The following is a 25,311-nucleotide window of genomic DNA, read 5'->3' on the forward strand; positions in this document are numbered from 1 at the left end:
TTTTTGTCCGTAATCCGTTTTTATAAGGAGGACAAATATATTAGTAAAGGAGAAAATATACCGTGGGTAACAGTGCAATGGAAAACATGGAACCGGTGGAAGTGTTTCACTATTTTGAGGAAATGAACAGTATTCCGAGAGGTTCAGGAAATGAAAAAAGAATCAGCGATTATCTAGTTTCTTTTGCAAAGGAACACAATCTGGAGGTCATACAGGATAAAGCGCTGAATGTGATCATCAGGAAGCCAGGTACCAAGGGTTATGAAGAAAGCCCAGGCGTTGTAATTCAGGGACATATGGATATGGTCTGTGAGAAAAGGCCTGATGTAATGCATGATTTCATGACAGATCCCATCCAGATGAAAGTGGTTGGAGATATGCTTTACGCAAACGGAACAACTCTCGGGGGAGATGACGGGATTGCGGTTGCCATGGGAATGGCAGTCCTGGCATCAGATACATTGGAACACCCTCCTGTCGAATTGTTGGTTACCACCTCCGAAGAGACCGGAATGGATGGAGCCCATGCGCTGGATCCTAAAAACATCTTAGGCAAAACACTTATTAATATCGATTCAGAGGAAGAGGGAATCCTTACAGTAAGCTGTGCAGGCGGCTGTTCCTCCAAAATCAATCTCCCCATCATATGGGAAGATGCAGACAGCAGCAGGGCTGCTTATATCATTGATATTACAGGTTTAAAGGGCGGCCACTCTGGAGTAGAAATACATACGGGCAGGGCAAATGCCAATAAATTAATGGCCCGGTTGCTGAAAAGCGTAAACCTAGACACAGATTTAAATTTATGTTCCATAAACGGAGGCTCCAAGCACAACGCCATTGCCCGTGATGCACGAGCTGTTGTGTGTGTAAATTTAGAGGCTGTCCCAATGCTGAAAGAGAAGATTTCCAGCATGGAACATATATTTAGGGATGAATTCAAAGTTTCAGATCCGGATATCAAAATCGAACTAAATCCTGTTGAAAATATGCCGAAGCGAATCATGTCAAAAGATACAAGGGACAACATCATTAATTTTATGTATCTGATTCCAAACGGCGTCCAGAGCGTAAGTCTGGATATTGAAGGTCTGGTAGAGAGCTCCCTTAATCTTGGGGTGGTTCAGACCGGGGAAGAAAGTATTGAAATCATTAGTTCTATCAGAAGCTCTGTGGGATCCATAAAGGATAATATTTTCCATACCGTAGCTGCTATTGCAGAACTTACAAACGGCAAGGTAACTGCTGAATCAGATTACCCGGAATGGAAATACAATCCTGATTCAAAAGTAAGACTTCTTTTCATAGAATTATACGAGAAGCTATTTGGTGAAAAACCGTTGATCAGTGCAATTCATGCCGGACTCGAATGCGCAATTTTTGATAAAAAGTTTGAAGGAAAGATGGATATGATATCCGTCGGACCGACCATTGTTGGAGTACATACTGCAGAGGAACATTTAAGTATCCCATCCACCCAGAGGACATGGAAGTATTTGACAGAAGTTTTGAAAGCCCTCAAATAACAGCAGAAATGCCGCTGATCATTTAAATTTTAATTTGTATCAATAACTGATCAAACTATAATTAATATAAGGGAGTACTGTGTATGAATCAGAAATTATCTAAAGGCGCATATGGCGGTATAGCCGGCAAAGACTATGTACCATATGTCTCCAAAAACTCCGGATCGGGTGGAAATATTACAGTATTAATCATTGGTATTGCTCTGTCAGCGTTGTTTGCTGCATCAACTGCTTATTCAGGCATGAAAGCAGGCCTTACAGTTGCAGCCGGAATACCGGGCTCAATTTTAGGTTCTGTGTTTATTGCCATGTTTGCCAGGGAAAAGGGAATTCTTGGAAAGACACTCCTTCAGGGAATGGCCAGCGGCGGTGAATCGATTGCCAGCGGTATGATATTTGTTTTTCCGGCAATTCTTTTGATCGGTTCCCAGGTGACATTTCTGGAAGGCCTTGTGATCGGTGTCGGTGGTGCATTATTTGGAATTGGAGCTGCTTCTCTGGTTTACAATTATTTGATCGTGGAAGAGCATGGAAAATTAATGTATCCTGAGTCAATGGCTATTTCGGAGACCTTAGTCGCTTCAGAAGGCGCCAAAGATTCTCTGAAGTTTATGGGAATCGGATTTGCAATAGGCGGTTTAATAACTACAGTTACCAGTTCATTCTTAAATATCACCAACAATGTGATTAGCTTTGTGAATGAACCCTTCTACAAGTGGAAGTTTCAGCTGGAAGTGAACCCCTTGCTGCTGGGAATAGGATTCATCGTTGGGATGCAGGTATCCCTGACCATGTTTGCAGGTTCTATCTTATCGAACTTTGCCATTACGCCTCTCATCGGTTATTTCGCCACGTTAGGCAGCGGCGGCCCAGCTGTATGGAATAATCCTTCTGTCAGCGTAAACGCTATGGGAGTCGGCGATATAGCAGGCAGCTACGTAAAATATATCGGTGCGGGCATGATGCTTTCCGGCGGTCTGATCGGTGCGATAAAACTGATTCCAACGGTTATCGCTTCCATAAAGGAAACCATGAATGCCAGAGGAAAAGGTGCCGGCGCCGGATCTTCTGTTGAAACTGTTATATTATTATCAGGTATCATCGTAGGCTTCATCGGCGGTTTCCTGGTATCAGGCGGCAACTTTGCCATGGCAATCCTTGGTGCTGTTTTATCAATGATTCTGTCATTAATGTTTGTTATTGTTTCCGGTCGTTTAACCGGTACCATCGGAACTTCAAACCTTCCTGTATCCGGTATGACAATTGCTTCCATCGTTATTGTTACATTGCTGTTCGTAGGATTGGGCTGGAAGAGCGTGGATGATAACAAGGCTCTGCTGTTATTCGGTTCCTTTATTGTTACTGCAATCGCTGCAGCAGGCGGTTACTGCCAATCTCAAAAAGTTTCATTTATCATTGGCGGAAGCAAGAATGAAATGCAGAAATATTTTGCGATATCTTCTGTAGTTGGTGTTGTGGTAGTTACCTGCGTTATATTATTGCTTTCCAATCAGCTCTCAATGACTGGTGATAATGTTCCGTTTGCATTGCCTCAGGCAAATTTAATGGCAACATTGACAGCCGGAATCATGTCGGGCCAGTTACCCTGGGTTATGATCATCTGCGGCATTGTAATGGGTATTGTATTGTTTTTACTGGGACTCCCTGTAATGACAGTGGCAATCGGGTTTTACTTACCTATATCCACAACTTCTATCATTTTATTAGGAGCCCTGGTTCGTTACTTTGTTGAGAAATATGCCAAGAATGAAAAAGAAAAGGAAGCGAAAGTTTCTAACGGTGTAAGCCTGTCATCAGGGCTTGTTGCCGGCGGATCCATCATTGGACTGATCGGAATCGTTTTACAGGTAACCGGCGTTATCAGTGGTGCAGGCCCAAGCGGATTTGCAAATTCAAATGGAATGGCATTTATTTTATTAGTCATTCTTGTAGTAGCGACCGCGATTCCTCTTCTTAAGAGTGAAGTGAAGAATGCTAAATGACAATGATGAGGTTTTAAACTTAATATTTAAGATTTCCGATAAACTGGAATACGAGGTTGACAAAAGCGGCATTGTGACCTTGCTTATAAAACAAGATCACAAGATTCAACGGATTTTTAGAAAACTCGGTTTCAAAATTCCAGAATATAAAAGAATTACAATGGATGAGTATGGAAGCTGCGTCTTTCTTCAAATTGACGGCAGCAGGACCATTAGGGAAATTGGTAAGAGCCTTGAAGATACGTATGGTGACAAGGTAGAGCCGCTTTATGAAAGACTGCTGTTATACGTCAGTCACTTAGAGCAGCAATTTCACTATATCGAAAATATCAGCGGGGTGTAAGAAAGAATTTACAAAGAAGACAGATCGGTGCCAGGAATTAAGTACTGGCGCCGATCTTTTTTGCTCATCAATGGCAGCTGGGGGGCTAAATAACTCTTGACCCCTGCTGACCGGAACGATATAATTATCATTAAATTATTTACCTGCCGGTCAGAAAGGACTTTGATGAAACCAAATAAATATATGTTTTACTTTATACTTTTACTCCTGCCGCTTTTTTTGACGGGCTGCGGGAAGCGATACCCGGATTATAGCAGTCAATCCGGTAGCTTAAGCACTGAGGATTCGAATTCGGCTGCAAATGAAACAGATTTACACTCTGGTTCAACGGAACCCACAATACAAATATCCTCCACAGAGCCTTCGGCGACGATAGAAGATACGGCCGGTCAGACGGATTCCTCCTCCGGCAGTAATCCTTTTGAAGCAAGAGCCGAAGAACTGCTCTCTGGCATGTCCCTTCAGGAAAAGGTAGGGCAGCTGTTTTTTGTCCGCCTGCGTAAAGCAAGTGCCATCGAGGATATTAAGAAGTATCATTTGGGTGGTTATATTCTGTTTGGTGATGATTTTAAGGATGAGACACAAACCGGCATCCGGGATTTTATGAAAGACTGCCAGAGTACCTCTTCCATCCCCTTGCTCATGGGAGTGGATGAGGAAGGCGGGACCGTGTGCCGCGTCAGTAAATATGCGGCTTTCCGTTCTGAGCCGTTTAAGTCCCCCCAGGATTTGTATAAACAGGGCGGCTTTGAGGCCATTCAGGCGGATACTAAGGAGAAGGCTGGCCTTCTTCTTGGACTTGGGATTAATGTTAATCTTGCCCCTGTCTGCGATGTCTCTGTAAATCCGGATGATTTTATCAACCGCAGGTCTTTTGGCCAGGAAGCCGGAGAGACAGCTGATTATGTCAGGACAGTTGTCCGGGAAATGGAGAAAGCAGGGATTGGCAGTACGCTGAAACATTTTCCCGGCTATGGTGACAATGCGGATACCCATACGGGATCTGCGGTAGATACCAGGGATTATCAACAATTTGTTGAAAGTGACTTCCTGCCATTTGAAGCCGGGATTGAAGCTGGGGCCGACAGTGTACTGGTTTCCCATAATATCGTAACTTCAATGGATGAGAACCATCCTGCCTCCCTTTCTCGTGCAGTTCATGATATACTAAGGGAAACCTTAAATTTTAAGGGAGTGATTATGACTGATGACCTCAGTATGGATGCCATTAAGAACAGTACAACAGAGGCGGCTGTTCTGGCCATTGCTGCAGGGAATGACTTACTGGTTGCGACTGACTTTGACGTACAGATTCCTGCTGTTTTAGATGCTTTAAATAAGGGGACACTGAAAGAAGAGCAGATTGACACTTCCGTGATCAGGATACTGGTCTGGAAGCTTAAATTAGGTATATTGCAGTGATTTATTCTGCCAATACGATTGTACTATTTTGCGATACAAAAAAGTGCGGTTCCATATATGGAATCGCACCTTTTTTAGTATGTTAAATCTTTGTCGAGTTTAGACACCTTTAATTGTTTCAAAAAAATTATAAATTTCCACCTGACCATACCCCCATATGTTATTTGGATAAGCATTGGCGTTGTCACGCGCTGCATGCCAAATAAGCTGCCGGTTAACAATACTGCCGGTCATCTGAACATAATTCTCTTTCACTATCCCCCATTCAAAAACCATCGCCATGATGCCTGCCGCATGGGCGGCTGCCGCTCCCGTTCCTGTGGCAGTGCCGTATTTATTTCCCGGAACCGCACAAGGCAATTGATAACCTGGAGCTGCGATGTCAGGCTTAATCGCTCCGGTTCTCGTGTAACCTCTGCTGGATTCAACCAGAATGCTGTTATTGAACTGATTATAGGCGGTCACGGTCATCGGGCTTTCTGCGTTTCCAGGAGAAGTTATAGTAACGTTTGGATCCGAATTCATAAAGTATGTTCCGTCTGTTATCAGGTTACCAGATGGGAGCCATGCATGAAAGGAGAATGATTCATGATTATTATTTTCAAGATGTAAATGCCAGGTTCCCGGAAAGGTGTTTTCAAAACGCAGCAGGATAAGCTGATCTCCCGTATTTTGCTCATAAATAATATTGTTGATCCAGACGTTTGTCTGGCTTCTGTTAAAATTATAATTGATGCAGCCATTTAATGATGGAGGGATTAATTTTGTAATCTCCTGTGTAGGGGAGGTTATGCTGATGGACAGCAGAGCGGGGGACGCAGCCCAAATTTCCACGAAGAAAGTGCTGTCATCATTTCCTGCATTTAATATAAAATCATTATAAAAGACATCGGGTAATGTGGCATCAAAATAATGTCTATGATTGTTTCCTTCATTTCCGGCTGAGACTGCAACTCCAATCCCAGGAAGCTGTGCCAGGTAATCTAAATAACTGCTTAAAGGACCGTTTCCGTCATGTCCTCCCTGACTTGTTCCAAGGGCAATACAGATAACCATTGGCTTATTCAATTTTTGGGCGACAGTAGCCAGGTAACGAGCGGCAAGCATAATATCGGATTCCTGGTAACAGAGAAGTTCATCCGGTACAAAAAAAAGATCCTTTAAATTTTTCTTGGCATTTTTTAATTTTACGACTACCAGATCAGCTTCCGGGACAACTCCCCGAAAACTTTGGTCATTGGTTGGAGTACCGGCCACAATGCTGGAAATTGCTGTGCCGTGACCATTGGTATCCACCGAGGGAACGACAGATAATGGATTTTCCGACTGTAAAGCTTTGTTTATCTGATCTCTGCCGTATTCAGAGCCATAAGTAAAGTTCTCCGGGCGTACACCATTTTGATCGGTCTGATCCCATATTGACTGAATGCGGGTGGTTCCGTCACTGTTTTTAAAAACTTGATGAAGGTAATCAATGCCGGTATCGATAATTCCTATTAATACGCCTTTTCCAAACAGGCTTAAATTTGGATCGTTCTGAACCTCTGTAATCCCGGATTTGTCTAAACTAACTATAGAAGACAGTGTGTACAGTGACGAAAAACTGTTGTAAGAATACAGCCCTAAGTTACAGGGGTTTAAAGATTCTGCCGGGACATGTTCCAAAGAAAGTCTTTCATTGAGGTAGGTAATTTCACTTTCCTTTTGATATCGTGGAATGAGAGTGTTATTTACGAACAGATCGTAATAATTATTGTCAAGTATTCTTTCCAAAATCAAGCCCCCTCTTTGTATTCTGGTGCTATACATATTTATGCAAGGAGATTCTGATTATGAATCATGTGGCAATGAAGGATAAGCTGCTTCTATTTTTTTTATCTTCTCATAAAGCATATCATTGACCGGGACCGGCAATCCGTGTTTTGCAGCAAGGCGGCGGACAGCTCCGGAAAACATTTCCACTTCGGAATACCGGCGGGCCATTCCATCCTGACGCATAGAGGGAACGCCTTCGGGAGAAAGGGTTTTGATCAGATTTATGTAGAAATCCATATCTGCTTCCGATAAGCCGACCCCTTCCTTTTTGGAAAGATCAATCACTTCTTTCATGGCACCGATCAGGGCGTCATTAGGCTTTCCGGGAGCCAGCACTCCGCTGTAATTAGTTTCAAAGGCCATGCATGTCTGGTTGATTCCAACATTCAGCATGAATTTCCCCCAAAGACGTTTTACAATGTCGGCTTCAACCGTATAGGATATCCCTGCCCTGTCAAAGTAACGGGTTAAATCCCTTAACCTGGATTCCTGTCCTTCGGTCCTGGTTCCAAGGCAGAGCGTGCCCGGACGGGTGTATGTAAGATTGGAACCAAACCTCATGGCATCCATTCCCTGTGCAACGCAATAAAGTACTTTTTCCCCGCCGAACCGTTCCGCTATGATTTCCTCACTGTCGATTCCATTCATAACCGATAGGATCGTGGTGTCAGGGCCAACACTGGCACTCATGGTATCCAGGGCGGAGGAGAGGGCGCCGTATTTAACTGCTACAATAAGAAAATCCACTGGCCGGACTTTGGTGCAGTCCTCTATCTGAAAGGAAAAGGGCTTACCGTTTATGGAAAAGGGTGTTTGCCGGTAACGTTCAATCCTTTCCCGGTCACCAAGAAAGTAAATGTTATCCGGGCCAAGGGCAGCGGTAATCTGACTGGCATAAAGCATTCCCAAGGCTCCCAGCCCTACAATTGCAGTTGTTTTAGTGTAATCGTTCATAAGATCTCCTTTCGACTTAAGCTGTTTACGGAATGAGGCACTGGTTTTTATCTAAGCCTCCCGCAGTCATGCTGTCCTGATATATTTTTTCTAATTCTTCCAGATGAAAAACCCCTTCAGATACTTCATAGAATTTCTTCGTATCAGCCAGATAGAACATGCCGCTTTCATCCACATTAATCGCCGCAGTCTGGCCGTCGGTGTTAGAAAAGTAAATCTGGTAGGTGGTAGGGGCGTCAAGTGCTCCGTCAGGAACTTCTTTTAAAGAGAAGCCGTGAAAGAGATCAGCGACCTTGGCTATGGTTTCCTTGTTCTCATCAAAGAAGGAATAACAGATGGAACCATAGTAAATGGAAACGGATTCCGTTTTTTCTATATCAATAGGAATGCCGGTAAGGTCCTTTACCTCCTTTTTCGGGCTCTGGCATGCGGTAAGGGATAATAATAGAAGGATTAAAAGGAAACAGATTCTGTGTATTTTATTAACCATAAGAAACCTCTTTTTTAAATCTATATTACCATAAGTACCTAAAAAAGCAAAGATAAGGGAGTGGTCGAACCGTTATAATAGACTCAATGCGGAATTTGTTGCAAGGTTTCTCAAAAGGAGACGTATATAAAATTGAGACCGGCGCAGTATTTAACGTAGAGACAGTGCAAAGGGATTCCTTTGCCAATCCGAAGTTAAGCGGCTGGATTAACCAGTGAAACCAAATTATCAATCATTAAGGACAGAGGAAATATGAAGGTTGATTTACTGATTCAAAATGGATGGGTCTACCAGACATACAGGCAAAGTTTTGAAAAAATGGACATTGCGGTTGTAGGGGAAAGGTTTTACGACATTTCCCCTTCCTCATATCATAGGGATAATTATGAGACGGAATGTGTGGTAGATGCTGCAGGCAAATATATCATACCGGGATTGATCGATACTCATATTCATATCGAAGGCTCCATGACGTATCCGGAGGAGTTTTCCAGGGTAGTCCTGCCATGGGGAGTCACCTGCGTGGTGGCTGATTGCCATGAGATCGCCAATGTATACGGGGTGGAAGGAATAAAAAGCTTTATGGAAAAGGAAACGGAACTGGACATCTATTATGGGATTCCGTATGTTGTTCCTTCCACTGGAACAGATTTGGAAACCTTAGGCGGACAGCTGAAGGAAGAAGAAATTAAGGAGCTTTTAAAGGAAAAAAAGGTTATCTGCCTTGGTGAGGTGATGAATCCAGCCTTGCCCGGAGAATCTCTGGCAGGCTTTATCAGGGGCATGGGTATGTTTCTGGAACTGCAGGCAAAATCCCTGACACGTGATGTGGTGGAAACGGTGGTGTCCCATGCTCTTTATGAAAATGTGGCCCTTGTAACGGGTGACACCATGCCTGACCAGCTGGTTAAGGGCCATTTAAACCAGATCCTTCGGTTGGCAGTGGAGCAGGGAATGCCGGCAGAAAAGGCCATTTACTGTGCCACCCTGACACCTGCAAGGAGAATGGACCTTGATGACAGGGGGATGATCGCCCCGGGTAAGCTGGCGGATTTCGTTGTTCTCGATGATCTGGTAAGTTTCTGCCCCTCTGCGGTTTATAAAAACGGAAAGAAGCATGAAAAAAGTACGGATACCCCAAAGGTGGTTTTTCCGGATCATTTTTACCAGTCAATAAAATGCCGTCTGGCCCTGGCCTCTGACTTTAGTCTGAACCGTTGCGAGATACGGGAAGGGACAGCCACTGTACATGTCATGCAGATTCAGGAGTTTGGAACAAGAGTCAGACATGTGAAGCGGGAACTTCCCATTCGGAACAAATGCATAAGCTGGCAGGAGGCAGGTCTTTGCCTTGCGGTGGTATTTGAGCGCTATGGAAAGACAGGAGATGTATCCTATGGACTTGTGGAACATGCCTTAAAGTCTCCCGGAGCGATAGCTACCACCTGGAGCCGCGACAGTCATAATCTGCTGGTCCTTGGAAATTCTGCAAAGGACATGGTACTTGCCCAAAACCGGGTAGTCCATATGCAGGGGGGATATGTAACAGCCAGGGAAGGCAAAATTACAGCTTCTGCGGCACTTCCCATCGGCGGGATTATCTCTGACGGAAGCCTTCTAAAGCTTTCTGAGGAACTGGCAAAGTTGAGAGCGGAAATCGAAGCAATGGGGTATGTGAACAGCAATGTCATCCAATCCATTTCCACTCTGACACACCTGGCATCACCGGAGCTAAAGATAAGCGATAAGGGCCTGTATGATGTAAGGACAAAGGAACAGGTTCCTTTGGTGGAAAAACAGGAGCTATAAAGCAGGATAAATTTCCCAATATAGGAGTAACAAACAATTTATTGCGCAAAGGGGGATAGGGTGATATAGTACATCTATCAGAGTATTTTTATGAGCAGTATTTATATCTCATGAGATCTGCTTTTTGTGCAGCGAACTGCAAGGTGTTTTATTAAGAAGGGGAGGTAGTATGACGCTATACGATAAAATTATCAATAAGAAAGAAACCATAGCAGTCATTGGGCTGGGGTATGTGGGGCTTCCTATTGCAGCAGCATTTTCCAAAAAGGTTAAAACCATTGGCTTTGATACCAACTCAAAAAAGATAGAGGCCTATTTGCGGGGAATTGATGTTACAAATGAAGTTGGGGAAGACATTAAGAATCTGGATATTGAATTTACTGTAGATGAGAAAAGGCTTAGAGAAGCTAAATTCCTTGTGGTGGCAGTTCCCACTCCGATCCATAAGGATAAAACGCCTGATTTAGAACCTGTATCAAGTGCTTGCCGGATTGTTGGGCGGAATTTATCAAAAGGTAGCATTGTAGTATTTGAATCCACTGTTTATCCAGGGGTTACAGAGGATATTTGTGTTCCTATATTGGAAGAGATGTCAGGATTGACCTGCGGCAAGGATTTTAAAGTGGGATACTCTCCGGAACGAATTAACCCTGGGGATAAAGTGCATGTTTTAAGTAATATTGTTAAAATTGTATCAGGAATAGATGAAGAAACCTTAGAAGAGATTGCCCGGATCTACGAATTGATTATTGAAGCGGGTGTTTACCGTGCAGGGAGCATAAAGGTGGCGGAAGCTGCCAAGCTGGTGGAAAATGCACAGAGAGATATCAATATTGCTTTTATGAATGAATTGGCCGTTGTTTTTGATAAAATGGAGATCAGTACCAAAGAAGTGCTGGAGGCCATGAACACGAAGTGGAATGCTTTAGGATTTGAGCCGGGATTGGTTGGCGGTCACTGCATCGGAATAGATCCTTATTATTTTATTTATCAGGCTGAAAGCCTTGGATATCATTCCCAGATTATTTTGTCCGGAAGAAAGATCAATGACAGCATGGGAGAATACATAGCAGATATGACCGTAAAACAGCTGATCAAGGCAAATAAGCTGGTAAGGAATGCTTCTGTATATATCTTTGGATTTACGTTTAAGGAAAACTGCCCGGATATCAGGAATTCGAAAGTTCTGGATATTGTGGAAAGGCTGAAATCGTATGAGATCTCAGTAAAAGTAGTGGATCCTTATCTTGGGGAGCAGGAGGAACAAGAATATGGGATACAAGTTGTAAAGATGGAGGAAGTAAAGGAAGCAGATGGGGTTGTATTTGCTGTCTCTCATAAAGAGTTTTTAGAAATTAATTCCGAACAATTAGGAAGTCTGTTTGGGGATTTTCCTGATTCGGGAAAGGTTATCATTGATGTGAAAAGTATTTTTAATGGAAAACAACTGCGAGAATCCGGCTATTTCTATTGGAGCCTTTAGAAAAAAATCAGTCTGTGATATCGGATAAAAGGAAACGAGGTGAGCGAAGAGATGAATGTAGGAGATGTTACGTTCAAGATGACAGAACGCAAAAAGGAAGTATTAGAAAAGTCATGGGCAAAGGATTTTGCGGAGCGTTTGTTTCCGATCATTGATGAACGTATATTCTCACCACTTTACGGCAGAAAGGCATCCGGCCCAAATGAATCAGTAAAAGTTATGGTTGGTGCTTTGGTTTTGAAAGAACTCCTTGGAATGGCGGATGCGGAACTGCTTGAGTCTGCCATGCTTGATCTTCGCTTCTCCTATGCTCTCCATGCAGCAGATATTGAAGAATATCTACTGAACGAAAAGGAATTGTCCAGTTTCCGTTTACGTTGCCACACCCATGAAATTATGACTGGGAAAGACTTGATCCGGGAATGTGTTATGGAGCTTTCCCAGGAGATGGAAAACCTGACAAAAAAGTATTCCCGCATGATTCCTTTGGATGCACCGATGGTCGCTTCCAATATAAAAAAATTCACCAGGCTGGAATTTCTTTATACTTGCGTTTCAAATCTGGTAGCATGGATCCGCAATCATAGTGGAGAAGTGCTCCTCGCTGGTTTTGAACGTTATTTTGATTCTGCTGATTATCATGAATTTATTTATCATACTCATAGTGAAGATATTAACGTGAGGATGCAGGAAGTGCTCTCAGATGCAGAAAAATTGTCCATTCTCTGCGACAGCGGCGATTATGATATGGTAAGTGAATATCAATTGCTGATTCGTGTTCTCCTGGAAGAAGCTGTTCAGGGTGAAGAAGCACCTGGTTCTCCAAAAGCCAGAGAGCATGGTGGAGTTCCGGAAGCAGTTAGAGAGGATAAGGTCAGTGTTATAACAAAAGAATTAATGGGGATTTTATCTGATGAAGAAGCACCGGCACCTCCCGTGGTTTCCATTAAAACGCCCAGGAAATTAAGCGGTTTGGGTAGGTATGGAGGATATTTAAAAATAACTGCGCTTTTACTCTCCTTTACTTCTGTCATAGCCATTGCCGGGGCAAAGTTAAAGCCTATGGAGGCAGGCAGCTTCTCTAAAGGACAGGCTTTATATGACGCTTCCCTGGATATAAAAGGTGCTTTGGCTCAATTGAACAATGAAAATCAGGCAGCCAGAATAGCGACAGATGTGGATACCATGAAAAAGGTGGTTGCCATTAACTTTTTAGGTACAAGCGATAGTAAAACCAATGATAAAACGTTAGAATTGCTGTCTGAAAACGGTCAGAAAGCCACCTTTATGATATCAGGAATAACGGCTGCGGAGGATACGGATTTTATCCTTAAAATTAAAGAAAAAGGGAATGAAATTGGCAGCATTGGTTTAAAAGGGGAGGAAGATCTGGATAAGCTGCCCCAAGATAAATTAATTGAAAATCTTGCAAAAGCAAATCGCATCCTGCACCAGATTACAGGAGAGACGCCAAAGATCCTGCAGGGGACCCTTCCTCATAGCTCGAATGAGTTTTTGGAGGCAGCCTCAGCCTGTGGATATGAGTATGTGGTTGAGAGCAGGAAGTTTCTTAATTATCAGAGCTTTTCCAGCTATGAACAGGCTTTGGATTACGTGAAGGGCCTAAAGTGGGGGAGCATAGTTACAATTAAGATGTCAGGGACTCTCAATGAGGCGGAGTACGGTAAGGAAGTGAAGGAAATCTCCACACAGGAAGCCGGGGATCATTCGTTCAATGAGAGTGAGAAAAGGGAGAAAGATAATAATTCAGAGGAAGAACGCCTGATTCAGGTGATCGGCTGGTTTTCAAAGGCTTTGAAAGAAACCGGATATCAAACTGCGTTTGCACAGGAGATTCCCCAATATCAGGATGAGGACTATGCCATGGATTTCTCTGAGTTAAGAGAGAAAAACGGGGGGAAGCTTTCCAAAATATATGCCATGGGCGGCCGGGACAGTGGTGTAGGCCTTACCTTCAGGGGAATAGGCAGCCAGGAAAATTTAGAAAAGATTTTGCTGCTTTTAAAAGAAAACAATAGAAAGGCTACGTTCTTTATTACCGGAAAGGAACTGGAAGAATATGGAGACAGGGTAAAAGAAATCATTGACCAGGGCCATGAGATTGGAAACGGAGGCCTGACAGGAAAAGATTTATCTGATATGGATTTTTCCAGTATATGTTTCGAAATTTACAAAACAGACAAACTGCTGAAGGACAAATACGGGGTTAATACAAAACTCTTTATGCCTGTTTACGCAAAGTATAACGATTTGGTGCGGGAAGCTGCCTCAACCCTTTCTTATGATCTGGTTACTTATTCCAAAAACCCTATGACAGAAGGGAGATCGGCAGAGGAAGTAACAAAATATTTCAAGAAAGGAATCAGTAAGGGAGAGATTGTCCACTTAAGGCTTGATGTCAGTGATGATGTGGAGGAAGCGGCAGAATACGTGCTGGAATATCTGGGTAAAAAAAATTACAGGGTATCTTTTTTGCAGGAAATGATAGACAGTGCACAAGTTGCATCCAGTATTCCTGCACCTTCCGGGGAAGCAGCCGGCTCCATTGATTTTGATAAGATCCGGCGTGACAATCAGGGGAAGCAGGCGGAATCTGTCTATACCGTACATAGCACCAGCCAGGAGCTTTCTTTTACTTTTTCCGGGATCAGCCGGACAGAGGTTCTGTATGATATCCTTGATAAGATGGATCAGATTCAGGGAAAAGGTACATTTTTCGTGACCAGTGAAGAGATTGATCAAAATAAGGAAGAGATCAGACAGATCCTTAGCCGGGGGCATGAAATCGGACTCTGCCTTACAGGAAGAAGTGGAAATGACTTTAAGTCTGTATACCAGAGTATTAATGGAATGCAGGAAAAATTGAACAAGGAATTCGGAGTGCAGCCTGTTTTAGCCAGATATCCTTATGATGCGGAGATTACCGGTGAGATGTCAGAAGCGATTGCAAGCGCAGGATGTACTCTGGTGTGGCAGGATCTTTCTATGGCAAGCTCCAAAGCAGGACCGGATGGGACCTTGGAAACTGTCTTAGCCAATTCCTTTAATGCCGGAAATATATCTGCAAGAAGAGGATATATTGTATATTTTCGGATGGATTATTACAAAGACAAAAATCTGATAGGGAATCTGCTTCTGGATGTTTATAAGAATCGTGTTCTGACTAACTCCTATGAAGATGGAATAGAAAACAACGGATCCCAGTACCGCATTGTCAGTGTAGGGCAATTAAGGAATAGCCCGGGGCTTTATCAGTACCCGGTAAAAGAATCTGATTATACGGCTGGGGTGGGCGATATTGCTCCGGGGCATTTGGCCTGGTTCTCAGAAGGAGAAAAGTTTGGGATCATGAAGGAGCGGTATGTGGGAAATCCTGATTACAGCGACGAGAATGTACTTCCCGGCTTTTCCCAGGGGGAACTGAAGCTGATTGATATAACCGGAAGGTTTACAAACGAAAAGGTGCTGTTTTTGACCATTGATGACTGGGGGTCTGATAAGCCGGTCAACCAGATTTTATACGTGCTGAGAAAGTATGGGGTCAAGGCAAGCTTCCACATAAGGACTAACCGCATAGAGGAAAACCCAAACCTCTTAAGGGCCATTGCTGCAGAAGGCCATGATATCGGAAGCCATACAGATGGCCATCTTCCGTATGCTATTTATGATGAGATCAAATCCAGGAGGGGGAAGAGACCGTTTTATAACTCTTTAACCAGTCAGGTGGAGGCAGAAAGAATGGCGGATTTAGCCCTGTCCTATAGAAAGCTCAGCTCCGTTGTGGGTGATATGACAACAGACGGCAGGCCTGCACTGACAAAAATATTCCGTCCCCCGACCCTGGCCATGAGTAAAAACGGCATGGAATCTATATTTGATATGGGATTCCAGTACATTGTAAGCGGCGACTTCAGCAGTCATGATTATGAAGCGAAGACGTCCAGAGAGCTGGCCGATGAGCTGTTAAAGGGAATACGGAAAGGTGACGGATCCAGATATCCTCTGCGGAATGGAAGCATAATGGTTCTGCATATGTCTGATGATTCCAATGAACCTTCCTCTGATCCTGATATTACAGCCAAGGCGTTGGACCTTGTTATCCCCGAACTGATGAATCAGGGGTACCGGTTTGACAAAGTAAGCAATTATTTAATGAAACCATTGGAGAAAAGGGCTACACCTGCTGATGCCAACTTAGGTGAAACCAGGAAGGCAACTGCCAATGAACTGAATAGGGATGAAAAATAAGATGAATCTTCGCCGTAATAAAAAAGGAAAAGGACAGATTTCAGAGGAGGTCCTTCTGGAATTAAAAGAAGACAGAAGGATGCTGTCCAATGTTCCGGATAAGACCAATGTGAGGACTAATACAGACAGGAGGGGAAAGACTTACGACAGCAGCAATATTAATGAGTATATTGCACAGAAACAGTCAGGATTAAGATACAAGGTTGATTATGATGTGGAAGTGATTTGTTTTACCGGGAATAAGAAGAAAAGCATGGTGTGCAAAGGCGTGGATATTTCCATGACAGGGATATTATTAAATATATCTTCTAAGGAAACTTTGGAAATCGTGAAGAATGCGGATAAGATCCTGCTTAAATTTGAAATCCTCCCCGGAACCCTGCCTGAAGGAATGGAAATGAAGGTTAAAATCGAGGCGTCCATTGCCAGGACTCAGCTGATGAAGGATTCCTCATACCACTGTGGATTTCTCTTTCGTATTCCTCTTTCCCTTTATTCGTCAAAGAAAAAGGGCAGGTATATGCTGATGATATCCAGCATGCTGCTGTTCTTTATCAGTATTTTTGTGATCCTGATGCGGGCAGAAAGCGTAATTTATTTCAGATTTAATAAAATACTGTATTTGTACAGCATTATGGCTGCCGTGTTTTTACTCAGCCGTTATCTGTTTGGGGCATTGTACAGGGAGGTGCCCCTTGATGTTGATTTTACTCCGGGAGTGACGGTGCTGATCCCCTGTTTTAATGAGGAGGAGTGGATTCAAAGGACCATTCTAAGCTGTATCAACCAGGATTATCCTGTGGATAAGCTGGAAGTTATTATCATTGATGACTGTTCCAGTGATAAGTCTGTGGAAAAAATAGATGAGATCGTCCAAAAGCTCTACCAGGAGGGGGAGCAGTTTGAAACCAGATCCAGGTTAAAGTACATTGTTTTAAAGAAAAACTCAGGTAAAAGAGAAGCCTTGGCAGCAGGTGCTCTGGAGGCAAAACATGAACTTTTAGTGTTTGTGGATTCGGACAGTTTCTTAGATCCCTTTGCCATCAGGAACCTGGTACAGCCATTTAAGGATCCTAAAATGGGAGGGGTATCCGGCAGAACGGACGTAGCCAATACCTATACCAATGGCCTGACAAAGATGCAGTCGGTCAGGTATTATATCGCCTTTCGGATTTTGAAAGCGGCGGAAGCTTATTTTGACGTAGTTACCTGCTTGTCAGGCCCTTTGGCCTGCTATAAGAAGCAGATTGTCATGGACAATATGGAACGATGGTTGAATCAAAGCTTTTTAGGCCAGAAAGCAACCTTTGGAGATGATCGGGCCATGACCAACTTTGTTTTAAGACACCACAGGACTTCTTATCAGGACAGTGCAGTCTGCCAGACCATAGTGCCAAACAGTTACCCGGTCTTTTTAAAACAGCAGATGAGATGGAAACGCTCGTGGCTTAGGGAATCATTAATTGCAGGAAGCTTTATGTTTAAAAAGGAACCATTCGCTGCAGTACTCTTTTACATAGGCCTGCTTGTGCCTGTTTTGGCTCCTGTTGTTGTTTTGTATAACCTGGTTTATGTTCCGATCACCCGCCATGTATTTCCTACCACGTTTTTAGTAGGTCTTCTGCTGATGGCGTTTCTGATGAGTATGGCCCAGATGCTGCTGCGAAGAAGCACTACCTGGATATTTGGCCTGGCCTTCTGCCTGTACTATGAAGCGGTTTTGCTTTGGCAGATGCCGGTGGCCTGGGTTACTTTCTGGAAATCCACATGGGGCACCAGAATGACTCAAAGTGATGTAGATGAGGAGCGTAGGAAAGATGAAAAGAAGAGGGGAACGAAACGGAAAAAAGCAGAGCGAAGGCCGGCGGATTGAACTAAAGGAGTATTATGAAGGTGCTTAGATTATCAAAGGATCATAGAAAAGCAGTGCGAAGTGTAATACAGGCCATCATTCTGACCGCACTTCTTGTACTTTTATTCCGTGCATTTTTCGTAGTTGATAAGTATATTCCTTTTCAGGAGGGAGACCGTTTAAAACAGGGAGATCCGGGTTTTATTGCGTTGTCTTATTTTGGAGTGGACCGGGCCGGAACTTCGTCCTTAATCAGCACTCAAAGACTGGAAGAACATATGAATGCCTTAAAGCGAAATGGATATGTGACAATATCGCAGAAAGACATGACGGAATACTACGAAAAAGGAACTCCTTTGCCCGAAAATTCCCTGTTCCTGATGTTTGAAGATGGAAGGCGGGATACGGCTGTCTATTCTGCTAAAATATTGGAGAAGTACAATTACCTCGCCACAATCATGAGCTACGGTCAGAAATTAGAAGGCAAGGATGACGCATTTTTAATGCCTAAGGACTTAAAGAAGCTGAAAAAATCCAGCTTCTGGGAATGGGGAACCAATGGCTACCGCCTGTCTTATATCAACGTATTTGACAGGTATGATCACTACCTGGGGGAATTGAACCTACAGGAGTTCAATGCGATGAGTCAGTATCTGGGAAGAAATTACAATCAGTATTTAATGGATTATATACGTGATGAAGAAGCCATTCCCAAGGAAACCCAGGAACAGATGAAGGAGCGGATCAGTAAGGATTACCAGCTGATGAGGAATCTGTATACAAAGGAATTGGGAGAGCTCCCGGATCTTTATGTTCTCATGCATGCCAATACAGGAGCATTTGGAAATCATGAAAAAGTCAGCGAGGTAAATGAAAAATGGATCAAAGAGCTGTTTTCCATGAATTTTAACAGAGAAGGAGAGTCTAAAAATGACAGAAAGACCAACCCCTATGATTTGACCAGGATGCAGCCTCAGGCTTATTGGTATCCGAATCATCTGTTAATGAGAATTAAGGCTGACACTGGCAAGGATATGATTTTTGAAGAGGGAGATGAAAAAAGAAAAGCTGATTGGGAGATTCTTAAAGGGGCCGGGGAATTTAGAAACAGTCAGATCATTTTGACTTCTGAGCCGGAAGGAAATGGCCATTTGCAACTGAAAGGAAGCGGGACCTTCAAAGATCTTTCCCTTACAGTTAATTTCACAGGAAACGTATTGGGGATACAGAGGATCTGGCTGAGAACAGGAAACACCCCGGAAAAGGCTGTAATCGTTGAACTGAAGAATAATGTACTGTCTGTGTACGACAATGGTTCCTGTATCAGTGAAATAAATCTGGCAGAATTTGATGGAAAGGCATTTAAAACAGTCAGGGAAGATGAACTGGAAGCTTTAAAGGGAGCGGTTACCTTGTACAAAAAGAACAGCCAGTTAAGCTATAGCATTGAAAAAGTAGAGGAAGAAATAAGGCATAAAACAGAATCTGATTTGCCGGACAGGGATTATATACCGGATTATCAAATCAATGAAAGGGGAAGCCGGAAGCTTGATATCGTTTTAACGGGCAGCCGTCTTTCCGTTAATATTGATGGAAGAAATGCAGTATCAGACCTGGCTGTATCCAATGTGGAGGCAGGTGCCCTTTGCCTGGAGTCGGCATTTGAAAACTTTGGCTACAGCCAGAGAAACATTGCAGATGATGTTTACGATGGTGTTTTTGAGAACCTTGTGATCAAAGACAGCAGCGGGAATACTCTTTATGATAATCGATTGAAAGAGGGGGAACGGGCATTTTATGAAATTAGGGAAACCTGGAACCGGGTTATCAACTGGTTTATCAAGACATTGTAATAAAGCCCGCTTCGTGGTATTTCTTTTCCTTCTTGGCTGTATGCTGCTTTTTGCAGGATGCGCAGGGAGGAAAAAGGAGATGCATGCAGAAGGGGAAATGCAGCAGGAGGCTTCGGGGTTTGTGGGAAGCCGTGGGAACGGTGAGGGAACAGGAAAGAGAAAGGTCCACGTTTGGGCGGTTTACTGGGATAATGAAGATGTAGTAAGGAGAATGGAAAACTTACAGGAAGAGGTAGATGGGATTAGTTATTTTGCCGCATATTTTGACAGCGAGAAAAAAATGTTTCTGCCGGAGAACGTTATGGGTATGAAGGCAGCTATAGAGGATAGCGGTAAAAACGGAAAAATGGAAAGCTATTTGACTTTTGTAAATGATTTATTGAAAAAAGAAGGGGGTTCTTCTCTTAAAGACAAAGACTTGCTTTATTATCTTTTTTCCTCGAAGGAATCCAGGCAAAGGCATATCAGTGATATCCTGGAGATGACAGAACAGGGAGGTTTTGACGGGGTCGAAATAGACTATGAAGCCATGAAAAAGGATATGGAGCTTTGGAAGCTGTTCACTTCTTTTGTCAATGAATTGTATGGAAAGACTTCAGAGAGAGGACTGAAGCTTCGGGTGATTTTAGAACCGGGGGCGCCAGTGGAAGAACTGGGCTTTGTAAAAGGGCCGGAATACGTTTTTATGTGTTATAATTTATACGGCTATGGGACAGAGCCCGGGCCAAAGGCCGATGAAAATTTTCTGATTTCCATGGTGGAGAAAGGGAAGGCTTTGCCGGGAGAAACTTACTTTGCGGTAGCAAATGGCGGATTTGATTTTATAAAAGCCTCCGGAGAGACAGAGCAGATTTCAACGGAAGAAGCGATATTAAGACAAAGCCAGGCAGGAGATAATGTACGGCGGGACGAAAAAAGCGGCTGCAAGGTCTATTCTTACAGGGACAGCAATGGACGGGAGCATGAGGTTTGGTATGCTGATGACGAAACCTTAAATTTTTGGTACGGCATTTTAGAGAGAGAAGGAGCAAAAGGGCTGTCCTTGTGGAGGCTTGGCGGTTAAGGGTTAAGGGGAGTTTTGAAAGAAAGCAGGAGAACAGTGAAATTCTTCTATAAATACATGTTGGAAAAGCCTTCTGTGATTAAATTCATGGAAGACTTTTTTATTGCAATTTTCCATTTTTAAGGTTCTTTCCTGCCCTGAATCTCAGGCTGCGGGAAAAGATTTTGAAACATTTTGAAACACATGTTTCAAAATGTTTCAAATAGAAACGAAATAATTTTCATGCAGTGAGCGGATACAGAATCCCGATGATAGAAAAAAGGCTCAAAAATACGGTAATCTTATAAAGTTATCAATAAAAAAGTTCCTGATCCATAGTTGGCATGATATTTGCTTTATAAAAAGTATAGAAGATACGTCGACGTTTTCTTTTAAGAATTACAAAGAAGGAGAAATAAATATATGAGCAGGAAACCTGTACTGGGAATTTTACTTGGAGATGCTGCGGGGGTAGGGCCTGAAATGATCGCAAAGCTGGCTGCAAACGGTTTTTTAGATCAGAACTGCAGGCCTCTGATTATGGGAGATCTAAGGGTTTTAAAAAAGGCGGAGAAGATTAACTGCCTGAATATTAGGACACAGGCAATATCCGATGTTTCGGAAGCAACCTGGGAAGATGGGATTCCCGTTCTGGACCAGAAGAATTTAGATCCTATAGAAATTGAATATGGAAAGCTAAGTATTGAAAGCGGGAAAGCGTGTCTTGAGCTGTTGAAGCTGGGAGTTGAACTATTTCAGGCCGACAAAATAGACGGCTTCTGCTTCGGACCGCTGAATAAGCAGTCCATGATCAAAGCAGGCTGCACAAAGGAAAGTGAACATCATTTTCTGGCCGATTTGTTCCATCAGACAGCTCCCTTTGGCGAAATCAATGTTCTGGGGGATTTGTGGACCACAAGAACAACCAGTCATATCCCCATTGCCAGAGTAAGTGATCATTTAAGTGTGGAAACCATTATGAGGGCGATCACTCTAGCGGACTCTACTTTAAAAAATTCCGGCATTGAGAAACCTGTTCTCGGCATTGCGGCGCTGAATCCCCACTGCGGGGAAGGGGGAAAGTGCGGAAGAGAAGAAATTGACGTAATCACTCCGGCCATTGAGGAAGCGAAACGAATGGGCATAGACGCAAGGGGGCCATTCTCATCGGATATACTTTTTATCAATGCATTTAATGGAGAATTTAATGGGGTTGTTACCATGTATCACGATCAGGGACAGATAGCACTGAAATTAAAAGGATTTGATCAGGGGATTACCATTGCAGGCGGTCTTCCGGCACCTATCGTTACCTGCGCCCACGGAACTGCTTACGATATTGCAGGTAAAGGAGTGGCAAAGACGTCTGCGTTTGAAAATGCTGTGCTGATGGCAGCAAAGATGGCAAGGACCATCAGAAATATGGATTAATACTTTGGGGAGGTTTATTACAATGAAGAAGGTTCGGACAAAACAGGTGATTCCGCTGTTTATGGCAGGATTTGCCGTTGTTTTCGGATGGGTGGGTGTCTTTAAACTGGGCTTCTGGAATCCTGATCAGGGGCCGGCACCAGGGTTTTTCCCGTCAATTATGGCGGTTGTTATGTTTTTAACCAGCATACTTGCTTTTATCCAGTCTTTCAAAGAAGATGGGACCGTGAAATACGAAAAGCAGGAATTGCTGGTCATCGCATCAGGGGCAGGAATTATTCTTTCAACCTTTATTATAGGGCTTGTGGGAAGCTGCTTTCTTTATATTATTTTATGGCTGAAAGTCTTTGAAAAAGCAAGCTGGAAGGATACACTGATTATTCTGGCCGTGGTCGCTTTTATTGTGATTGGAGTATTTGGCTTGTGGCTGGGGATACAATTTCCCCTGGGTCTGATGGAATACATTTTATAAAGGGGGAAGATCAAAGATGCAGAATTTACAACTTTTACTTCATGGTTTTCAGACAGCCCTTACGTTCCAAAATGTGGGAGCGGCACTTATAGGAGCAGTTTTGGGACTTATTGTTGGGGCAATGCCGGGAATAGGCAGTCTTGCAGGCGTGGCTCTATTATTGCCACTGACCTATAAGTTCAATCCTACAACAGCAATCATTATGCTGGGAGCCCTGTATTATTCCAACATGTATGGCGGCAGCTTCAGTGCAATCCTTTTAAATATTCCAGGAGATTCACCGGCAATCATGACGGCTTTGGATGGCTATCCAATGGCTTCAAAGAAAAAAAGGCCGGGGCAGGCGCTTTTGACCGCCGATTTATCCTCTTTTATCGGAGGATCCATTGGTATCTGCATACTTACATTTACCGGCCCGGCATTGGCAAATCTGGGATTGAAATTCGGTCCCTCTGAGATGACAGCTCTTCTTTTGATCGCCATGACTTCCATCAGCTGGCTAGTGGGAGAAAACCCTACAAAGGGTGTGGTTATTACCATGTTCGGGATTATACTGGCAAGCATTGGCATGGATACGCTGTCAGGTGTGCCCAGGTACGATTTTGGAAACATGTACTTGCTTGGAGGCATTCCATTTACTCCTTATATCATTGGAGCGGTTGGATTCTCACAGGTCATCAAACTGATCATGGAACGTGATCAGGGAAAGGGCGGAGCAGCCACAGATATGAAATTGACCATCCGGGGCAGCATGATTACCAAGCATGATTTCAGGCGTCTTCTTCCTCCGGCTCTTCGTTCCGGGTTTCTTGGTACATTTATAGGAGTGCTTCCAGGGGCTGGTGCAACAACAGGTTCTTTTATGGGATATGCGGTTCAGAAGAAAATGAAGAGCGAAGAGGAACTTGGAACCGGTGCCATTGAAGGAATTGCGTCCTGTGAAGCTGCCAATAATGCAGCAGCAGCAGGGGCGTTTGCCCCGCTTCTCGCTCTTGGTATCCCTGGATCAGGAACCGGAGCCGTATTGCTGGGAGGATTGATGATGTGGGGATTGAATCCGGGGCCGCTGTTATTTACAAATGAACCGGATTTTACGTGGGGATTAATTGCCTCTCTGTTTTTGTCAAACATACTGACTCTGGCAATCGCGGTCTGCGTAATCCCGTTTTTGCTTAAAATACTGTCCGTACCAGTAAAATACATGATTCCGTGCATTACCGTTGTGTGTGTGGTAGGCTCATACAGTTCCAGCTATTCCATGTATGGGGTTCTAATCATGTTTTTGTCTGGTATTGCAGGGTATCTGTTAGATAAAAATGACTATCCGACAGCTCCCATGTTGCTGTCCTTTGTATTGGCGCCGCTTCTGGAATCAAATATGCGCAAAGCATTTATCATATCCGGAGGCAGTCTGGATATTTTCTTTACAAGGCCTATTACCTGTGTACTTATGGTTGTGTTTTTTGGTGTAGTGGCAACTCCTGTAGTTAAATCAATGATGAAAAACAAGACAGCAGGAAAAGCCTCAAAATAAAATAAAAACGGAGGAGTTTACAATGAAAAGCAGGAAGACATTTTTAGCAGCAGGGGTGATTGCAGTCTCTTTGATTATAGGAGGCTGCAACAGTAAACAGGCATCAAGCGGACCGTTTGTTCCAAAGGAAAACGTATCGTGGGTTGTAACAAGCAAGCCGGGTGGCGGAAGTGATATTTATACCCGTATGATTTCTGATATCATGGTAAGTGAAAAAATGCTGGATCAAACGATCCTGGTCACAAATAAAACGGACGGTGGCGGTGAGATCGGAAGAAATGAGGTGGCTAACACAAAAGGAAAGAAAGCAGATTACACCCTTTTGACCTTTAACAGCGGGGATCTGATGCCAATGGTACAGAATACGGCCAACCGTTCGAAAAACTTTAGGATTCTTGCAATTATGGCAGTAGACAAGCAGTTGATTTTTAAAGGAGAAAAAACAAAGTACCAGGATTTTTCTCAGGCCATCGAGGCTGCAAAGAATGGGAAAAAGGTAGTGATAGGAGGTTCAAAGGGCGATGACATTGCAACCTATGAAGCCATGCTTGCAGAAATCGGGCTTACCCAGAATCAAATGAGTTATATTACCTATGATTCCACCGGGGATGCCATTACGGCGATTCTTGGAGGCCATATAGAATTTGTGATCTCCAAGCCTGCGGCAGCCTCAGAGTATGTGGAGGCAGGCTCCTTGATTCCAGTTCTGGCTTTGGCTGAGGAGCGTTATACCGGTAATCTGACAGATGCTCCCACCTTAAGTGAGATCGGTGATTATAAGAATGTGGAGATTCCGGTGTGGCGCGGTGTGGCGGCTCCGGCAGCCATGAGCGATGCTGCCGCTGCATACTGGAGCGACTTACTGGGAAAGGTTGCCCAGACGGATAAGTGGAATACGGATTATCTGGAGAAGAACAAATTGGTTGCTGATTATAAGGATATGGCAGCAGCAGGAGAATATGTAACCAAATACGAGGCGGACTTCATGGCGGCTAATGGGATAAAATAGCGGA

General features: G+C 43.6%; 18 protein-coding genes. 15 read left to right on the forward strand and 3 right to left on the reverse strand.

The window, feature by feature from the left end; all coding sequences use genetic code 11:
* Positions 1–62: 62 nt before the first annotated feature.
* The 4 genes from ACHZES_RS20715 (at position 63) to ACHZES_RS20730 (ending at position 5,294) form a co-directional block, all read left to right on the forward strand.
* Positions 63–1,526 carry an aminoacyl-histidine dipeptidase gene (locus tag ACHZES_RS20715; protein WP_242843022.1) on the forward strand — a complete coding sequence of 488 codons (1,464 nt, stop codon included), beginning with the start codon at positions 63–65 and terminating at the stop codon, positions 1,524–1,526.
* Between the two features lie 83 nt (positions 1,527–1,609).
* Complete coding sequence (locus ACHZES_RS20720) at positions 1,610–3,529, forward strand: OPT family oligopeptide transporter (protein ID WP_395546469.1); 1,920 nt, start codon at positions 1,610–1,612, stop codon at positions 3,527–3,529.
* Positions 3,519–3,872, forward strand: a complete 354-nt coding sequence (locus tag ACHZES_RS20725) for a PqqD family peptide modification chaperone (RefSeq protein WP_154523420.1) — start codon at positions 3,519–3,521, stop codon at positions 3,870–3,872. The genes ACHZES_RS20720 and ACHZES_RS20725 overlap by 11 nt, the downstream gene beginning before the upstream one ends.
* A 183-nt stretch (positions 3,873–4,055) precedes the next feature.
* The gene (locus ACHZES_RS20730; protein WP_404820263.1) at positions 4,056–5,294 is read left to right on the forward strand and encodes a glycoside hydrolase family 3 protein; all 1,239 of its coding nucleotides are present in this window, start codon (positions 4,056–4,058) and stop codon (positions 5,292–5,294) included.
* A gap of 99 nt (positions 5,295–5,393) precedes the next feature.
* Here the strand turns inward: ACHZES_RS20730 and ACHZES_RS20735 are convergent, their stop codons facing one another.
* Genes ACHZES_RS20735 through ACHZES_RS20745 form a run of 3 tightly spaced genes read right to left on the reverse strand, consistent with a single transcriptional unit; the run spans position 5,394 to position 8,553 of the window.
* A complete protein-coding gene (locus tag ACHZES_RS20735) occupies positions 5,394–7,067 on the reverse strand; it encodes a S8 family peptidase (protein ID WP_395546471.1) in 1,674 nt (557 codons plus the stop codon).
* A gap of 57 nt (positions 7,068–7,124) precedes the next feature.
* Entirely contained in the window at positions 7,125–8,063 is a 939-nt protein-coding gene (locus ACHZES_RS20740; protein WP_395546472.1) for a ketopantoate reductase family protein, read from the reverse strand.
* A gap of 25 nt (positions 8,064–8,088) precedes the next feature.
* The gene (locus ACHZES_RS20745; RefSeq protein ID WP_154523429.1) at positions 8,089–8,553 is read right to left on the reverse strand and encodes a hypothetical protein; all 465 of its coding nucleotides are present in this window, start codon (positions 8,551–8,553) and stop codon (positions 8,089–8,091) included.
* A gap of 86 nt (positions 8,554–8,639) precedes the next feature.
* On the opposite strand from ACHZES_RS20745, the gene ACHZES_RS20750 reads away from it, so the two are divergent.
* The 11 genes from ACHZES_RS20750 to ACHZES_RS20800 all read left to right on the forward strand — a co-directional run bounded on the left by ACHZES_RS20750 (position 8,640) and on the right by ACHZES_RS20800 (position 25,307).
* Entirely contained in the window at positions 8,640–8,771 is a 132-nt protein-coding gene (locus ACHZES_RS20750; protein ID WP_395546473.1) for a hypothetical protein, read from the forward strand.
* A 34-nt stretch (positions 8,772–8,805) separates the two neighbouring features.
* On the forward strand, positions 8,806–10,362 hold the full coding sequence (locus ACHZES_RS20755) for an adenine deaminase C-terminal domain-containing protein (RefSeq protein WP_395546475.1): 1,557 nt from the start codon (positions 8,806–8,808) through the stop codon (positions 10,360–10,362).
* A gap of 169 nt (positions 10,363–10,531) precedes the next feature.
* A complete protein-coding gene (locus ACHZES_RS20760) occupies positions 10,532–11,845 on the forward strand; it encodes a nucleotide sugar dehydrogenase (protein WP_154523436.1) in 1,314 nt (437 codons plus the stop codon).
* Between the two features lie 39 nt (positions 11,846–11,884).
* Positions 11,885–16,114, forward strand: a complete 4,230-nt coding sequence (locus ACHZES_RS20765) for a polysaccharide deacetylase family protein (RefSeq protein ID WP_404820264.1) — start codon at positions 11,885–11,887, stop codon at positions 16,112–16,114.
* On the forward strand, positions 16,104–17,987 hold the full coding sequence (locus ACHZES_RS20770) for a glycosyltransferase (RefSeq protein WP_084719415.1): 1,884 nt from the start codon (positions 16,104–16,106) through the stop codon (positions 17,985–17,987). Before ACHZES_RS20765 ends, ACHZES_RS20770 begins: the two co-directional genes overlap by 11 nt.
* Before the next feature lie 14 nt (positions 17,988–18,001).
* A complete protein-coding gene (locus ACHZES_RS20775) occupies positions 18,002–19,819 on the forward strand; it encodes a glycoside hydrolase (RefSeq protein ID WP_395546477.1) in 1,818 nt (605 codons plus the stop codon).
* On the forward strand, positions 19,764–20,882 hold the full coding sequence (locus ACHZES_RS20780) for a glycosyl hydrolase (RefSeq protein WP_395546478.1): 1,119 nt from the start codon (positions 19,764–19,766) through the stop codon (positions 20,880–20,882). Before ACHZES_RS20775 ends, ACHZES_RS20780 begins: the two co-directional genes overlap by 56 nt.
* Positions 20,883–21,284: 402 nt before the next feature.
* On the forward strand, positions 21,285–22,292 hold the full coding sequence (locus ACHZES_RS20785) for a PdxA family protein (protein WP_038277310.1): 1,008 nt from the start codon (positions 21,285–21,287) through the stop codon (positions 22,290–22,292).
* Between the two features lie 22 nt (positions 22,293–22,314).
* A complete protein-coding gene (locus ACHZES_RS20790) occupies positions 22,315–22,764 on the forward strand; it encodes a tripartite tricarboxylate transporter TctB family protein (RefSeq protein ID WP_038277311.1) in 450 nt (149 codons plus the stop codon).
* Positions 22,765–22,780: 16 nt separating this feature from the next.
* Entirely contained in the window at positions 22,781–24,298 is a 1,518-nt protein-coding gene (locus tag ACHZES_RS20795; RefSeq protein ID WP_038277312.1) for a tripartite tricarboxylate transporter permease, read from the forward strand.
* A 22-nt stretch (positions 24,299–24,320) separates the two neighbouring features.
* Positions 24,321–25,307 carry a Bug family tripartite tricarboxylate transporter substrate binding protein gene (locus ACHZES_RS20800; RefSeq protein WP_395546480.1) on the forward strand — a complete coding sequence of 329 codons (987 nt, stop codon included), beginning with the start codon at positions 24,321–24,323 and terminating at the stop codon, positions 25,305–25,307.
* The last annotated feature ends 4 nt before the right edge of the window (positions 25,308–25,311 follow it).

The organism is Lacrimispora sanguinis (assembly GCF_044987295.1).
Taxonomy (GTDB): Bacteria; Bacillota; Clostridia; order Lachnospirales; family Lachnospiraceae; genus Lacrimispora; species Lacrimispora celerecrescens_B.

What these genes read in the sequence shown, in the direction of transcription:
- ACHZES_RS20780 (WP_395546478.1), top strand. Translation starts at nt 19,764, where the DNA reads ATGAAATTAGGGAAACCTGGAACCGGGTTATCAACTGGTTTATCAAGA.
- ACHZES_RS20775 (WP_395546477.1), top strand. Translation starts at nt 18,002, where the DNA reads ATGAAGGTGCTTAGATTATCAAAGGATCATAGAAAAGCAGTGCGAAGT.
- ACHZES_RS20740 (WP_395546472.1), bottom strand. Translation starts at nt 8,063, where the DNA reads ATGAACGATTACACTAAAACAACTGCAATTGTAGGGCTGGGAGCCTTG.
- ACHZES_RS20795 (WP_038277312.1), top strand. Translation starts at nt 22,781, where the DNA reads ATGCAGAATTTACAACTTTTACTTCATGGTTTTCAGACAGCCCTTACG.
- ACHZES_RS20800 (WP_395546480.1), top strand. Translation starts at nt 24,321, where the DNA reads ATGAAAAGCAGGAAGACATTTTTAGCAGCAGGGGTGATTGCAGTCTCT.
- ACHZES_RS20720 (WP_395546469.1), top strand. Translation starts at nt 1,610, where the DNA reads ATGAATCAGAAATTATCTAAAGGCGCATATGGCGGTATAGCCGGCAAA.
- ACHZES_RS20755 (WP_395546475.1), top strand. Translation starts at nt 8,806, where the DNA reads ATGAAGGTTGATTTACTGATTCAAAATGGATGGGTCTACCAGACATAC.
- ACHZES_RS20790 (WP_038277311.1), top strand. Translation starts at nt 22,315, where the DNA reads ATGAAGAAGGTTCGGACAAAACAGGTGATTCCGCTGTTTATGGCAGGA.
- ACHZES_RS20785 (WP_038277310.1), top strand. Translation starts at nt 21,285, where the DNA reads ATGAGCAGGAAACCTGTACTGGGAATTTTACTTGGAGATGCTGCGGGG.
- ACHZES_RS20745 (WP_154523429.1), bottom strand. Translation starts at nt 8,553, where the DNA reads ATGGTTAATAAAATACACAGAATCTGTTTCCTTTTAATCCTTCTATTA.
- ACHZES_RS20760 (WP_154523436.1), top strand. Translation starts at nt 10,532, where the DNA reads ATGACGCTATACGATAAAATTATCAATAAGAAAGAAACCATAGCAGTC.
- ACHZES_RS20770 (WP_084719415.1), top strand. Translation starts at nt 16,104, where the DNA reads ATGAAAAATAAGATGAATCTTCGCCGTAATAAAAAAGGAAAAGGACAG.
- ACHZES_RS20725 (WP_154523420.1), top strand. Translation starts at nt 3,519, where the DNA reads ATGCTAAATGACAATGATGAGGTTTTAAACTTAATATTTAAGATTTCC.
- ACHZES_RS20730 (WP_404820263.1), top strand. Translation starts at nt 4,056, where the DNA reads ATGTTTTACTTTATACTTTTACTCCTGCCGCTTTTTTTGACGGGCTGC.
- ACHZES_RS20750 (WP_395546473.1), top strand. Translation starts at nt 8,640, where the DNA reads ATGCGGAATTTGTTGCAAGGTTTCTCAAAAGGAGACGTATATAAAATT.